Source organism: Streptomyces clavifer (assembly GCF_036345975.1).
GTDB lineage: Bacteria > Actinomycetota > Actinomycetes > Streptomycetales > Streptomycetaceae > Streptomyces > Streptomyces clavifer.
This window is the reverse complement of the sequence record NZ_CP107793.1, coordinates 5,097,538-5,112,026: the sequence shown is the minus strand read 5'-3', so window position 1 is coordinate 5,112,026 and position 14,489 is coordinate 5,097,538. Positions and strand designations below refer to the sequence as shown.

13 protein-coding genes are annotated in these 14,489 nt (G+C 72.4%); 6 read left to right on the top strand and 7 right to left on the bottom strand.

The features are described 5' to 3' along the window. Positions 1-25 precede the first annotated feature (25 nt). Positions 26-988, top strand: a complete 963-nt coding sequence (locus OG927_RS22550; RefSeq protein WP_330320689.1) for an alpha/beta hydrolase family protein — start codon at positions 26-28, stop codon at positions 986-988. Positions 989-1,110: 122 nt separating this feature from the next. Beyond that, positions 1,111-1,737 carry an NADPH-dependent F420 reductase gene (locus OG927_RS22545; protein ID WP_056794290.1) on the top strand — a complete coding sequence of 209 codons (627 nt, stop codon included), beginning with the start codon at positions 1,111-1,113 and terminating at the stop codon, positions 1,735-1,737. Positions 1,738-1,772: 35 nt separating this feature from the next. Here OG927_RS22545 and OG927_RS22540 read toward each other — a convergent pair whose 3' ends face one another. From OG927_RS22540 to OG927_RS22510, 7 genes are all read right to left on the bottom strand, one after another. Then, positions 1,773-2,021 carry a DUF6059 family protein gene (locus tag OG927_RS22540; RefSeq protein WP_124281182.1) on the bottom strand — a complete coding sequence of 83 codons (249 nt, stop codon included), beginning with the start codon at positions 2,019-2,021 and terminating at the stop codon, positions 1,773-1,775. Continuing rightward, positions 2,018-3,799 (bottom strand): acyltransferase domain-containing protein, encoded by a 1,782-nt coding sequence (locus OG927_RS22535; protein ID WP_063887951.1) that lies wholly within the window; start codon positions 3,797-3,799, stop codon positions 2,018-2,020. The genes OG927_RS22540 and OG927_RS22535 overlap by 4 nt, the downstream gene beginning before the upstream one ends. 118 nt (positions 3,800-3,917) lie before the next feature. Continuing rightward, positions 3,918-4,187 carry an acyl carrier protein gene (locus OG927_RS22530; RefSeq protein ID WP_056794286.1) on the bottom strand — a complete coding sequence of 90 codons (270 nt, stop codon included), beginning with the start codon at positions 4,185-4,187 and terminating at the stop codon, positions 3,918-3,920. A gap of 88 nt (positions 4,188-4,275) precedes the next feature. Further along, complete coding sequence (locus OG927_RS22525; RefSeq protein WP_056794284.1) at positions 4,276-5,484, bottom strand: ketosynthase chain-length factor; 1,209 nt, start codon at positions 5,482-5,484, stop codon at positions 4,276-4,278. Then, positions 5,481-6,746, bottom strand: a complete 1,266-nt coding sequence (locus tag OG927_RS22520) for a beta-ketoacyl-[acyl-carrier-protein] synthase family protein (protein ID WP_056794282.1) — start codon at positions 6,744-6,746, stop codon at positions 5,481-5,483. Before OG927_RS22520 ends, OG927_RS22525 begins: the two co-directional genes overlap by 4 nt. A 267-nt stretch (positions 6,747-7,013) precedes the next feature. Further along, positions 7,014-8,603, bottom strand: coding sequence for an acyl-CoA carboxylase subunit beta (locus OG927_RS22515; RefSeq protein ID WP_056794280.1), 1,590 nt, complete (start codon positions 8,601-8,603; stop codon positions 7,014-7,016). Positions 8,604-8,702: 99 nt separating this feature from the next. Continuing rightward, entirely contained in the window at positions 8,703-9,497 is a 795-nt protein-coding gene (locus OG927_RS22510; RefSeq protein ID WP_124281184.1) for an AfsR/SARP family transcriptional regulator, read from the bottom strand. Positions 9,498-9,746: 249 nt separating this feature from the next. Between OG927_RS22510 and OG927_RS22505 the strand changes: the two genes are divergently transcribed. The 4 genes from OG927_RS22505 to OG927_RS22490 all read left to right on the top strand — a co-directional run bounded on the left by OG927_RS22505 (position 9,747) and on the right by OG927_RS22490 (position 14,429). Continuing rightward, positions 9,747-10,103 (top strand): hypothetical protein, encoded by a 357-nt coding sequence (locus tag OG927_RS22505; protein ID WP_330320688.1) that lies wholly within the window; start codon positions 9,747-9,749, stop codon positions 10,101-10,103. 32 nt (positions 10,104-10,135) lie between these two features. Next, positions 10,136-12,370, top strand: coding sequence for a TOMM precursor leader peptide-binding protein (locus OG927_RS22500; RefSeq protein WP_330320687.1), 2,235 nt, complete (start codon positions 10,136-10,138; stop codon positions 12,368-12,370). Positions 12,371-12,532: 162 nt separating this feature from the next. Then, positions 12,533-13,765 (top strand): sensor histidine kinase, encoded by a 1,233-nt coding sequence (locus OG927_RS22495; RefSeq protein ID WP_063887950.1) that lies wholly within the window; start codon positions 12,533-12,535, stop codon positions 13,763-13,765. Between the two features lie 49 nt (positions 13,766-13,814). After that, positions 13,815-14,429: a response regulator transcription factor gene (locus OG927_RS22490; protein WP_057573620.1), complete on the top strand. Its 615-nt coding sequence runs from the start codon at positions 13,815-13,817 to the stop codon at positions 14,427-14,429. The last annotated feature ends 60 nt before the right edge of the window (positions 14,430-14,489 follow it).

Below are 14,489 nucleotides of genomic sequence, written 5' to 3'. Positions count from 1 at the left end.
AGGCCATTGAAGGGACACACGCACCATGAGCGAACACTCCGACGTCACCGCAGGCGCCCCCGGCTCACCCGTTCCGGTCCTCTCCTTCGGGCCTCTCGTGCTCCCGGCTCCCGGCCGGGCCGTGGATCTGGAGATGCGGGTGTCCGCTCCCGCGACCGGGAGCGGCCTTCCGGTCATCCTCCTGTCGCACGGTCAGGGCTACTCGAACCACCTCTCCTCGCTGAACGGCTACGCCCCCCTCGCCCACTTCTGGGCGGCGCGCGGCTTCGTCGTGATCCAGCCCACGCACCTGAGCTCGCGGACACTGAGCCTGGATCCCGCAACCCCCGGCGCACCTCTGTTCTGGCGGTCGCGGGCCGAGGACATGACCCGCATCCTCGACGGACTGGACCTCGTCGAGGCCGCCGTCCCCCAGCTCCTGGGCCGCCTGGACCGGAGCAGGGTCGCCGTGGCCGGGCACTCGATGGGCGGGCACACCGCGAGCCTGCTGCTGGGCGCCCGGCTCACCGATCCCGAGGACGGCACGGTGGTGGACCTGGCCGATTCCCGGATAACGGCGGGTGTGCTGCTCGCCGCGCCCGGACGGGGCGGCGACGCCCTCAGCGCATCAGCGGCGACGAACCTCCCCTTCTTCCTGACCACGGACTTCTCCGGGATGACGACGCCCGCCCTGGTGGTCGCCGGCGACAAGGACTCCTCCACGCACCTGACGGTCGCGGGCCCGGCCTGGCACGCCGATCCGTACGTCCTCTCACCCGGCCGGAAGTCCCTGCTCACGCTGTTCGACGCCGAGCACGGGCTCGGCGGGATCTCCGGCTACGACGTCGCCGAGACCACGGACGAGAGCCCCGAGCGGGTGGCCGCGGTCCAGCGGCTCACCTGGGCGTACCTCCGCACGGAGCTCTACCCCGGGGACGGTGCCTGGCAGGAGGCGCAGGACGCCCTGGCGGCCGGCCCCGCACCGCTCGGACGGGTCGACTCCAAGTAGGCGGGACCGGAGGCGGCCCTGTCGCAGCCGTTCCGAGAGACCGCGGAACTACGCCTTTGGTACCGGTCCGACTCGGCCCGGAGTCCGATTCGCCGAATCCCGGGGGCGGTTAGCTTCGCACCATGCGTATAGGACTACTCGGAACAGGCAATGTCGCCCGGGCACTTGGTCGAGGCTGGGACGCCGCAGGACACGATGTGCTCCTCGGTTCGCGCCGACCGCGGGAGCGGACGGGGTCAGGTCTCCCGGTGGCGGGACTGAGTGAGACGGCGGCCCACGCGGACGTGCTGGTCAATGCCACACCGGGGGCCGTCTCCGTGGAACTGCTGCACTCCATCGGGGCACCGGCGCTGGCCGGCACCCTGCTGATCGATGTCGGGGTCGGCCTCTCCGACGACTTCACCGAGCTTTCGCACCCCAACAGCAGCCTGGGGGAACAGATCCAGGAAGCCTTCCCTCTGACCCCCGTCGTCAAGACGCTGTGCACCATGGACTCCACCGTGATGACCGCCCCGGACGGTCTCGTCGGTCCGAGCACCGTCTTCCTCTCCGGGGACGACGCCGAGGCCAAGCGAACCACCGGACGCCTGCTCACCGACCTCGGCTGGCCCTCGTCGTCCCAGCTGGACATCGGCGGCATCACCACCTCGCGCGGCCAGGAGCACTTCGCGCTGCTCTTCATGGGCATCGCGAACGGCCTGGGATCCCACACGTTCAACATCAGCGTGGTCACCCGCCCGTCCACGTAGTCCCGACCGGTGGACCGGGAGGGGGTGATCGGCCGTCACCCGTGCTGCGCGCGAGAGGGTCCGGGGCCCCCGGACCCGCCCGTGAGCTGCCGTTGGAGCGCCGCCTCCCCGGGTGTCAGGGGGACGTCGGGGCGGAGCCGCTCCGGATGGCCCTCGGGCGGCCCGGTCAGGGGCGGGTCCGCCGTCGGCGGGGGCGGGCCCGTGACGGAGAGGCCGAGCCAGGTCCAGCCCGCCACCGTCAGCGACATGCGTATCTCGTACAGGGCCCGGCTCACGAGTCTCATGCGAGCTGCGCCTGCGCCTGCGCGGGGACACGGGGTGCCGCCGGGGCCGTCTCCTCCTCGCTCCATGTCCAGAGCCTGGCCACCGCGTTCAGGTCCAGGTCGTGGCCCTCGGTCCAGAGGCGGGCCGCTGCCGTGAGGACCGACTGGCGGTCGGCCTCGGGTGTTCCCGCCCGTGCGGGGAGGATCGGGCTGACCGCGCCCGCGCCCAGCCGGACCGAGCGGTGCCGTCGGGCGAACGCGGTGAGCGTCTGGCGGGGTCCCACCTCGATCAGCAGGACGTCGTCGGCGGCGAGGAGCTCGTCCAGAGCCTTGCGGAAGTAGACCGTGTCGGTGATCTGGCGGGCCCAGAAGCGGGGGCTGCGGGCCTCCTCCGGACTCATCAGGGCGCCGGTGTAGCCGGAGTAGAGGGGCATCTTCGGCTCGCGCAGGGGGATCGCGCGGTAGGCGACCTCCACCGCGTCGGAGGCGGGGGCCATGGCCGGGGAGTGGAAGGGACTGGTGGCGGGGACCGTCACCACCGTGTGCCCGTCCGCCTTGAGGCGGGCGGCGATCTCGGTGAGCGGGCCCTTCGAACCGGCCAGCATCACCTGCTGGTTGGCGTTGACGGCCGCGACGGCGACGTCGTCGGTCAGATACGGGAGCACCCGCTCCTCGCTCGCGGCGACGGCGAGCATGCCGCCCGCCGGGATCTTCACGGCCTCGCGGACCCGGGCCATCACCATCGCGACCGCGTCGCGCAGCGACACGACTCCGGCGAAGGTGGCCGCGACGAGCTCGCCGGCGCTGTGGCCGAGCAGGGCGGTCGGGCGGACGCCCCAGCTCAGGACGAGCCGGCCGAGTGCGTAGTCGATGGCGAACAGGAGGGGCTGGGCGCGCCGTACGTCGTCGATGTCGATGGCGGCCCGTGCCGGGTCGAGCCAGTCGGCGCGGATGCGGGGGCCCTCCTCGCCCATGTGGGAGAGGGCCGCGTCGACGGCGGCGGTGAAGACGGGTTCGCGGCGGTAGAGGCCGGCCGCCATGCCCGCGTGCTGGGAGCCCTGGCCCGGGAAGAGCAGGGCCACCGGCCGGGGGTGCGAGGCGTCGGTGGTGCGGGCCTTGTGCACGGAGCGGGCGGCTAGCGCGGAGACGGTGACGGCGGCGCCGCGCACCGGACCGGGCGGGGTGCCGCAGGGGACGGTTGCCGGCAGGGCGGGGAAGACCTCCCGGTGGACGCCGCTGAGCATCGGCAGGAGTTCGTCGCGTACCCGCATCTCGTCGTCGGCGTTCCGTCCGGACCAGCAGACCAGCCGGTGCCGGTCGGGGTCGGTTCCGCGTGGGTTCCCGCGCAGGGGGCGCAGCGGCGGGACGGTGTCCTCGTCCGCGGGTGTGGTGACGTCGAGTACGCCCAGGACCGCGTCCCCGTCCGCCACGGCTTCGGCGGCCCGCTTCACGGCGTACACGGTGATGGTCCAGGGGTCGGGTTCGCCGAAGCCCGCGACCAGGGCGAGGTCGGCGGTGCCTTCGTGGAGTTCCCGGTGGGCCCGGCGCAGGGCGCGGCCGGGTGTGGCCTCGGTGCGGACGGTGAAGCCCTCGTGTGCGGGCCCGACGCCGTCGAAGGCGGTCGCGCCGAGGAGCACGACGGTCCGGGCGGGCAGGTCCTCGGGAGGGCGGCCGAAGGCGCGCAGTACGGCTGATACGGCGGCGGCCGAGGCCACGGCCGGGGCGGTGCTGTGCTGCGGCGCGGAGCCGGGGCTGACGATCAGCCGGCGGACCACCGCACTCCGTTGCGTGAGCGACATGGTTCCTCCTCGCGGGCCGCGGCTCGGGCCCCCGTCGGTCGGGTGTGGTGAAGGCCGGTCGGTGACGGCCGCCCCGCCCACGGGGGGACGCGGGGCGGGGCGGCCGTCCGGTCGCCGGTCAGGCCGCGGTGGCCCGGCCGGAGTTGATGAGGGCGAGCAGGGCGCCCGGGGTCTCCGCGTCGACGACGGCGTCGTCCGGGATCTCGATGCCGTACTCGCGCTGGATCTGCCCGATGACCTGCAGCAGGGCGAGGGAGTCGTAGCCGAGCTCCATGAAAGGGGTGTCGATGACGTCACCGTCGAGGTCGATGCCCTCCTCCTCGCCCGCGCTCTCACGCAGCATGCGGGTCAGGTCGGCCAGGGTCACTGTGGCGGTCGTGGTGCTCATGGTCGGTGCCGTCCTCTCGGTTGGGCGTATGGGTGGTTCCGGTGTGGCGGTGGTGCGGTGGGGGGCTGTGGGGTGTGCGCGTGGCGGTTCAGCGGCGTACGACGAGTGCCGCGTTGAAGCCGCCGTGGCCCCGGGCGAGGACGAGTGCGTGGCGCAGGTTCGCCTCGCGTGCCTCGGTGACCAGGTCGATGGTGTGACCGGGGTCGGCCGCGCCGACGTTGGCGGTCGGCGGGACGACGCCGTCGCGCAGGGCGAGCAGCGCGGTGGCCACGTCGAGGGCGGCACCGCCGGCGAGCAGGCGTCCCGTCATCGTCTTGGGCGCGGTGACGGGGACCCCGTGGGCGCCGAACAGCGCGGTGAGGGTCTGTGCCTCCGCCCGGTCCAAATCGGGTACGCCGGCGGCGTCGGCGAAGACGACGTCGATGTCCCCGGCGGTGATCCCGGCGTCGGCGAGGGCGTTCTCGGCGGCTCGGCGCAGGCCGGGCGGGCGGCCGGTGCCGGGGGCCGGGTCGAGGGTGGCCGCGTATCCGGCGATCTCGCCGTAGACCGTGGCGGCGCCGCGGGTGCGGGCCGACTCGGCGTCCTCGACGAGGAGGATCGCGCCGCCCTCGCCGGGTACGTATCCGCCCGCCTCCTCCGAGAAGGGCAGGTAGGCGCGGGCCGGGTCGTTCACGGTGCTCATCAGGCCGGAGGCGATCTGCGGGACCCAGCCCCAGGGGCAGATCGCGGCGTCGATGCCGCCGGAGATGACGGCCGGGAAGCCCTTGCGGATGTGGCGTCGGGCGTGGCCGAGGGAGTCGATGCCGCCGGCCTGCTCGGTGAGCAGGACGCCGCTGGGGCCGCGCAGCTTGTGCCGGATGGAGATCTGGCCGGTGTTGACGGCGTAGAACCAGGCGAACGACTGGTAGGCGCTGACGTACTCCTTGCCCTTGCTCCAGAGGTTCTGCAGCTCCCGCTGGCCGAACTCGACGGCGCCGCCGGACGCCGCGGTGACCACGCCGATGCCGTACTCGGGCATGTCGGTGGTGTCGATGCCCGCGTCGGCCAGTGCCCAGTCGGCCGCGGTCAGCGCGAGGCGCGTCATGTGGTCGGTCTGCGGCATCAGCCGGCTGGGGATGTGGTCCTCGGCGACGTAGTCGGACACCTCCCCGGCGATCCGGGAGGGGTACTGGCCGGCGTCGAAGCGGGTGACGGGTCCGAGACCGGACTCGCCGGCCAGCGTGGCCTTCCAGTAGTCCTCGGTTCCCAGGCCGTTGGGGGCGGTGATGCCCAGGCCGGTCACCACTGCGGTGGTCATGAGGTGCTCCTCTCCGGGCGGGCCAGCACCATGGCGCTCTGGAATCCGCCGAATCCGCTGCCCACGCTGAGGACCGCGTCGGTCTTCTTCTCTCGGGCGACCAGCGGGATGTAGTCGAGGTCGAGCTCGGGATCGGGCTCGTGGAGGTTCGCGGTGGGCGGCAGGATGCCGTGCTCCATCGCGAGGGCGCAGGCGGCGATCTCCAGGGAGCCGATGGCGCCGAGGGAGTGCCCGATCATCGACTTGATGGAGCTGACCGGGGTGCGGTACGCGTGGTCCCCGAGGCTGCGCTTGAAGGCTCCGGTCTCGTGGCGGTCGTTCATCTTGGTGCCGGAGCCGTGGGCGTTGATGTAGTCGAGGGTGTCCGGTGCGAGGCGGGCCTCGGCCAGGGCGGCGTCGATGGCCTCCGCCATTTCGAGGCCCTCCGGCTTGAGACCGGTCATGTGGTACGCGTTGCAGCGGGAGGCGAAGCCGGCGATCTCGGCGTAGATGTGCGCGCCGCGCCGCCGGGCGCTCTCCAGCTCCTCCAGGACCAGGATGGCCGCGCCCTCGCCGAGGACGAGGCCGCTGCGGGTCCGGTCGAAGGGCCGGCAGGAGCTTTCGGGGGTGTCGTTGCGCGGGGTGGTGGCGTGGATGGCGTCGAAGCAGGCCGAGGTGATGGGCGAGATGGGCGCCTCGGTGGCACCGGCGATCATGATGTCGGTGGTGCCTTCGCGGATGAGCTCCACGGCGTGGCCCAGCGAGTCGAGACCGGAGGTGCATCCGGTGGAGACCACGGCCGCCGGTCCCTCCGCGCCGGCCGCCAGGCCGACTTCGGCGGCGATGGAGCTGGGTACGAAGTGGCGGTACAGCTCGGGTACGGCGTACTCGTGGTCCACGTTCCACTTGCGGCCGCCGTCGCTGACGACCGCGTACTCGCGCTCCAGGCTGGTGGTGCAGCCGACCGCGCTGCCCACGGCCGTGCCGACCCTGCCGGGGTCGAGGGCGGAGAGGTCGAGGCCGCTGTCGGCGATGGCCTCCCTGGTGGAGACGACCGCGAACTGGGCGGCCCGGTCGAGACGGCGTATCTCCTGGTGGGAGAGGCCGGCGGCGAGGGCGTCGAAGTCGCACTCGGCGGCGACCTGCGAACGGAACGGCGAGGGGTCGTAGAAGGAGATCCTGCGGGTGGCGGTGCGTCCCGCCGTGAGCAGGTTCCAGTACTCCTTGACACCGACCCCACCGGGGGCCACGACGCCCAGGCCGGTGATGGCGACTCTGCGCATGGTCTACCTGGCCTTCGACGGGGCCGGGTGCGGCTGGGCGCACCTGCCGGCCGGCTTTGTGGGGGTCACTGTCGATCCCTTCGTCCGTGTCACTGCTGGGTCGTGAGTCGGTATCGGCGGCCGGAGGGTGTCCGGGGTGTGAACCCCTCCGGCCGGCCGGACCGGGCGGCAGCACGCTCGTAACGAGCCGCCGCTTCCGGTGCAGCTATGGAACGTCCGCGCCCTAGACCCGGACTCGTGTGCGCGTGGACCTGCCTTTTCGCCCCGTTAGGTAGGGACATTTCCATGCTTGCGCGACGGCACTTCGGCCCGTTTGGCACGCAGCATGGCCAGGGAGCGGATGAGGATGCGGCGGGTCTCCGCGGGCTCGACGACGTCGTCGACGAGGCCCCGCTCGGCCGCGTAGTAGGGGTGCATCAGCTCGGTCCGGTACTCGTCGATGCGCCGGGCGCGCACCGCCTCCGGGTCGTCGGACGCGGCGATCTCGCGGCGGAAGATGACGTTGGCGGCGCCTTCGGCCCCCATCACGGCGATCTCGTTGGTGGGCCAGGCGAACGCCAGGTCGGCGCCGATGGAACGGGAGTCCATGACGATGTAGGCGCCGCCGTACGCCTTGCGCAGGACGAGGGAGATCCGGGGCACGGTCGCGTTGCAGTACGCGTAGAGGAGCTTGGCCCCGTGCCTGATGATCCCGTTGTGCTCCTGGTCGACGCCGGGCAGGAAGCCGGGCACGTCGACGAGGGTGACGAGCGGGATGTTGAAGGAGTCGCACGTGGAGACGAAGCGTGCGGCCTTCTCACTGGCGTGGATGTCGAGCACACCGGCGAGTGCGGCCGGCTGGTTGGCGACGATGCCCACCGTGTGGCCGTCGAGACGGGCCAGCGCGCACACGATGTTGGGCGCCCACGCCTCGTGGACCTCGAAGGTCTCCCCGTCGTCGACGATCTCCTCGATCACCGCGCGGATGTCGTAGCTGCGCCCCGGGTCGGCCGGCACCAGGTCGGCGAGGCCCTCGGTCAGCCGGTCGGCCGGGTCGTCGCAGGGCACCGCGGGAGGCATCTCCCGGTTGTTGGACGGCAGCAGCGCGATGAGGAAGCGCACGTCCTCCAGGCACTCGGCCTCGTCGTCGTAGGCGAAGTGGCAGACGCCGGAGGTGGTGGCGTGGACGTCGGCGCCGCCCAGGCCGTTGTGGGTGATCTTCTCGCCGGTCACGGCCTGCACCACGTCGGGCCCGGTGATGAACATCTGCGCCGTGTCCCGGACCATGAAGACGTAGTCCGTGAGGGCCGGGGAGTACGCCGCGCCGCCCGCGCACGGGCCCAGCATCACGCTGATCTGCGGGATGACGCCCGAGGCCGCGACGTTGCGGCGGAAGATCCCGCCGTAGCCCGCGAGCGCGGTGACGCCTTCCTGGATACGGGCGCCCGCCCCGTCGTTGAGGCTGACCAGCGGGGCGCCGGCGTCCGCCGCCAGGTCCATCACCTTGTGCACCTTCTCGGCGTGCGCCTCGCCGAGCGCTCCGGCGAAGACCCGGAAGTCGTGCGCGTAGGCGAACACCGTCCGGCCGTGGACCAGGCCCCAGCCGATCACGACACCGTCGCCGTGCGGCTTGCGGTCCTCCAGCCCGAAGCCGGACGCCCGGTGCCTGCGCAGCGGCTCGATCTCCGTGAACGTCCCCTCGTCGAAGAGGAGTTCCAGCCGCTCGTGTGCGGTGAGCTTGTTCTTGTCGTGCTGCCGCCGGGTGGCCTCCGGATCGGGTCCACGGCTCACCTCCTCCTTGAGCCGTCGCAGTTCGGCGGCGGCACGCCGGAGGTCGGGGGCGGCCTGGGTCACCGTGAGGTCGTCGAGGATCGTCATCGGCCGAACGTAGGAACGGCGGCTAGAGACGTGCTGGAGAGCCTGCCGCGGCACGCTCCCCGGCCGGTGCCGTGCGACGGCACCGACGGCGGGACGGCGTCAGCCGGAGGCCGGGACCTGCAGGTCCAGGGCCGGGTCGGCGGAGAGCACGGCCTGGTGGAGGCGCTGGAGCCGGGCCGAGGGTTCCAGGCCCAGCTCGTCGACGAGCGTCCCCCGCAGACGCTGGTACGCCTCCAGTGCGCGCCAGGCCCCGCCCGCGCGGTGCAGCGCGGTCATCAGCTGGGCACAGAAGTTCTCGTGCATCGGGTGCCGGGCGGCCAGGACCCGCAGTTCCGGCACGATCTCGGTGTGCCGGCCGAGGATGAGGTCGGCGTCGATGCGCCGCTCCAGGGCCGCCATGCGGTCCTCCTCCATGCGGAGCACCTCGAGCTCCAGCACGGTGCCGATGCGAACGTCGACGAGTGCGGCGCCCTGCCACATCCGCAGGGAGCGGCCCAGCAGGTCGGATGCCGCGAGGTAGTCGCCGGCCTCGTGTGCGGCCCGCCCCGACGCGGTGAGCTGCGTGAACTCGTGGGCGTCCACCTGGCCCGGCTGCACCTGGAGCAGGTAGCCGCCGTGCTGGGTGACCAGGACGTCCTTGGCCTGACGGGCCGGGTCGCCGTCGAGGGCCGCCGCGATCTTTCGGCGGAGCTGCAGGATGTAGGTCTGCAGCGTGGTGGCCGCGCTGCGCGGGATGTCCTCGCCCCAGATCTCCTCCATCAGGGTCGCGACGGTCACGACCCGGTCGGAGTGCAGGGCGAGCAGGGACAGGATCTGGCGCGGCTTGGCCGCGGTGGGCACGACGGACACCCCGTTCTCACGGGCCGTCAGTGGTCCCAGGACTTTGATCTCCATAGTGGTGCCCTCCCCTTCATGCGCTGTGAGGCCGGCCCGGTACCGGGCCGGCACAGGCTCTGGAGTCTTGGGCGAGCCTCGCACCGGTGGCGTTCGAGTCCCAGTGAGGTGGTCATGAGCGCGCACATGAAAATGTCATGCCCCAGTGGTGACCCCGGCACTGTGCCGGGGTCGGCGGCACGTCGCAGAATCCTGGCACTCGGTGCAACGAACTCGAACTCGTACCTACCGACCCGGGAGGGAATCCCCATGACCGTCTCCACGCACACCGCCACCGTCACACCGCTCGCCCCGCAGGCGGCCGGCCACGGCGCCGCCCCGATGTCCTGCGACCACCGCTTCGCCCTGCTGACCGCCCGTGCCGGTCTGGAGCCCGAGCTGGCCCAGCGCTACACCAGCGACCCCGTCTCCGTCCTCGCCGAGTTCGGCCTCGCGGCGACCGAACCGGTGTACGGGGACCTGTTCGTGGGCGCCCACGGTGGCAGGGGCACCGCTGGCGGCCTGCTGATCGACGAGCTGGACCGTCCCGGCACCACCACGCTCTACGGCTGCTACAGCGGCATGACGCCGCTGCCCGGGGAAGAGGCGCCGGCGGCCCGTGCGTGATCGCTTCCGGGGGGACGGGCAGCGAGCTGCCGGTGGGATTCAAGAGACATCTGCGGGTCGAGGCGATCGAGGGCGACGCCGTCTACCTGCTGTCCGAGCGGGGGACGACCGCACTGCAGGGCCGTGAGGTCCAGGAGCTGGCGGCCCTGCTGGACGGCACCCGGACCCTGTCCGGGGTGCTGGAGGAGGCGGCGGCCTCGCTGGCCCCGTCCACCACGGCCCGGATGATCGCCGAGCTGGCGAGGGCCGACCTGATCGGCTATCACGATCCGGCGGCGGACGCCCCGACGGCCGCCTACTGGGAATACTCCGGCCTCGACGGCCCGAGTGCCACCGCGTCGCTGCTGACGACGGAGGTGGAGCTGGTCGTGCTGGGGCGGGTGGACGCCGCCGCGGCCCGGACGGAGTGCGAGGCCGCCGGGCTGCGGCTGACGGCGGGCCCCGGGGACCCGGCGGCGCTCTCCCTCGTCCTGTGCGACGACTATCTCGACCCGCGCCTGGCGGAGACCGCGGCGCGCCACCGCGCGGCGGGCCGGCCCTGGCTGCTGGCCAAGCCGTGGGGGGCGGAGACCTGGGTGGGTCCGGTGTTCGGTGACGCCGACGGGGCCTGCTGGGAATGTCTGGCGCACCGGCTGCGCGGACACCGGGCCTCCCGGGCCCCGGTCATGCACGCCCTCGGCCTGGCGGGCACGGTTCCGGTCCCCGAGGCCGCACTCGCGTCCGTGCGGGCCATGGGGCTGCACACCGCGGTGCTGGAGACGTCGAAGTGGGTGGCGGGACTGCGGTACGAGGGGCAGCGGGCCGTGCGCACACTGGACTCCCGTAGCCTGCGCACCCGGCAGCATCCGGTGCGGCGGCGCCCGCAGTGCACGACGTGCGGGGACCCCGGGCTCGTCGCGGCGCGGGTGCGCAGCCCCTTCGTCCCGCGGTCCAGCCCCAAGACGCACACGGTCGGCGGCAACCACCGGTCCGGCAGCGCCTCGTCGGTCCTGGAGCGCTACCGGCACCTGGCCGACCCGGTCACCGGGATCGTGTCGGAGCTGCGTCCCGCGCCCGGCTCCCCCGAGGGCCTGAACCGGTACGTCGCCGGGCGCAACATGGCCCTGGGCGAGAGCCGTTCGCTCGCCGGACTGCGCGGCGGGCTGCGGGGGCAGAGCGGGGGCAAGGGAACCACTCCGCAGGAGGCCGAGGTGGGTGCGCTGTGCGAGGCGCTGGAACGTTACTGCGGAACCCGCCAGGGAGATGAGCCCACCGTCCGCGACACCCTCGCGGGGCTCGGCGCGGCGGCCCTGCACCCCAACGACTGCCAGCTGTTCGCCGACCGGCAGTTCCGCGAGCGGGACGGCTGGAACGCGCGGAACTCGCGCTTCCAGCAGGTGCCCCCGCCGTTCGACCCACTGGCGCCGGCCGACTGGACCCCCGTGTGGTCACTCACCGCGGGCGCGCACCGGCTGCTCCCCACCTCCATGCTGTACTTCGGCGCCGGGCCGGGCGGCGTGCCCGCGGCGCCCTGGGCCGACTCCAACGGCAACGCGGCGGGCAGCAGTCCGGAGGACGCCGTCGTGCAGGGCTTCCTGGAAGTGGTGGAACGGGACGCGGTCGCCCTCTGGTGGTACAACCGCACCCGTCAGCCCGCGGTCGACCTGGACGCGTTCGACGAGCCGTGGCTGACGCGGACCCGGGAGGCCTACACCCGGCTGCACCGCGAGATGTGGGTGCTCGACCTCACCGCGGACTTCGGCATCCCCGTGATGGCCGCGCTGTCCCGGCGCACGGACGGGGGCGCCCAGGGCATCTCCTTCGGATTCGGGGCGCACTTCGACCCGCGGCTGGCCCTGCGCCGGGCCGTGACGGAGATGGCTCAACTGCTCCCCCCCGAGGAGGACTCGCCGGAGCTCCGTTCGGCGGACCCCGGCCTGGCACACTGGTGGCGCTCGGGGACGGTGGATAACCAGCCATACCTACGCCCGGATCCAGCCGAAGGTCCGCGCACCCCGGGGCACTATTCGTATACGGCCCGAGGTGACCTGCGGGACGACGTCGAAGCGGCGGACTCGCTGGTACGTGCCCACGGAATGGAGTTGCTCGTCCTCGACCAGACCCGCCCCGACGTGGGACTTCCCGTAGTGAAAGTGATCGTTCCGGGAATGCGGCACTTCTGGGCCCGATTCGCCCCCGGCCGGCTCTTCGACGTACCGGTGCGGCTGGGACGTCACCGGCACCCTGTCCGGTACGAAGAAATCAACCCCGTACCACTCTTCGTCTGAATCCGGACGGCGTCGGCAACCAGTGGCTGACGGCTGACCGAACGACATAGCATGCGGTCCGCCACTACTGGTCCTGGCAAGGAGGCGGCAGTGCCGACGAGTCGTGATGGCGTGAAAGCACCCTTGGATCAAGGGGCGACGACCGGGGGGTCCGTCACGAAGATGTCGTCCACGCACCACGGCACGCCGGGGGCCACGCCCTCCGCCGCCCCGATCTCGCCGCGTTCGCAGCCGCCGGCCCCGCGGCTCGCGCGGGCGGTGATCCTGGTCGCGCTCGCCTGTTACTGCACCATGACCGTCCTGAACGTCGTCAGGACCAGGCCCGGCACCACGCAGCTCGTCGTGTGCGTCGCCCTGGTGGTCGCGCTGTTCGGCGTCCAGGTGGCGGTGTCGTCGGGCGGCGCCCGGCGCTGGCCGACCCGCTGGAAGGCCACCGCGGTGGGCGTCCAGGCGGTGCTCACCTTCGCACCGCTCGTGTGGTTCGGGACCAACTGGGGCAGTCTGCAGGGCCCGTTGGCCGCCACCCTGCTGCTCACGCTGCCGGCACGGTACGCCTGGCCGGCCTACGGGACGCTCATCGCGTTCATCCCGGTCTACAACCTGCTCGCCGGGGCGTCGGTCGACCTGGTCCTGTACTTCACCATCGCGGGCACCCTGACCGGTCTCGTCATCTACGGCCTGACCCGGCTGACGGACCTGGTGCACGAGGTGCACGCGACGAGGGAGGAACTGGCCAGAATGGCCGTGACACAGGAACGGCTGCGGTTCGCCCGTGATCTTCACGATCTGCTCGGATACAGCCTCTCCGCGATCGCGCTCAAGGGCGAACTGATCCAACGGCTCATCAGCAGTCGGCCGGAAAAGGCCCGTGAGGAGACGGCGTCGCTGCTCCAGGTGGCGCGCCAGGCGCTGTCCGACGTGCGCCTGGTCTCCAGCGGGTACCGCGACATGTCGTTGTCCGAGGAGGCCGAATCGGCGGGAACCGTACTCGCGGCCGCGGACGTCCGTGCGGATGTGGACGTGGCGTGCGGACGGCTGCACCCGGTCGTCGACACCGTTCTGGCCACCGCACTCCGGGAGGGAGTCACCAACATCCTCCGCCACAGCGGTGTCCGGGTCTGTTCCATCAAGGCCGAGACCGACGGAGAAACGGTCCGCCTCGGTCTGACCAACGACCACCCGTACGAACTGCCCGACGTCTTCTCCGCGCGGACCGGCGGGAGCGGACTGGACAACCTGCGCGCCCGTTTCGCCGCCATCGGCGGTGGACTCAGCGCGGGTCTGGGCGGGGACGGCAGGTTCCACCTGGAGGTCTGGGCGCCGGCCAGGCCCCGGAACGACAACGAGTCACCGGTGGCCGGGCCCGCGGGCCCGGAGAGAACGGCCGTGGCCTAGCCGCAGGCCCGTACGCACAGAGCCACACATCATCCGACCGGGGGTAACGATGCTGTCCGTGAGAATCCTCCTCGCCGAGGACGTCCACATGATCCGTGGCGCGCTGGTGGCACTGCTCCAACTGGAACCGGATCTGCACGTGGTGGCCGCGGTGGACCGCGGTGACACCATCGTGCCGACCGCGCTGACGTCCAGACCCGACGTGGCGGTGATAGACATCGATCTCCCGGGGATCGACGGTCTCACCGCCGCGGCCGAACTGCACGAGCAGCTGCCCAGTTGCCGCACCCTGATCCTCACCAGCCTCGGGCGTCCCGGCACCCTGCGGCGCGCCCTGTCCGCGCACGTCTCGGGCTTCCTGCTCAAGGACTCGCCACCGGACCAGCTCGCCCTCGCGGTACGGTCGGTGGCCACCGGACGCCGGGTCGTCGACCCCCAGCTGGCCCTGACGGCCTGGGACTCGCCGGAGAACCCGCTGTCACCGCGCGAGCTCGAAGTACTACGACTGGCGGCCCGCGGGGCCGACGCCGCCGAGATCGCCGGCTGCCTGTACCTGTCGAAGGGCACGGTGCGCAACTACCTCACGGCCATCGTCGGCAAGCTCGGCGCGCGCAACCGCATCGACGCGATCCGGATCGCCGAGGACGCGGGCTGGCTCCCCTGACCCGGCCCCGGGTGCGCCCAGCAGGGTGTCGAGCATCCCGGCGTCCAGGGTCGTCGCGAC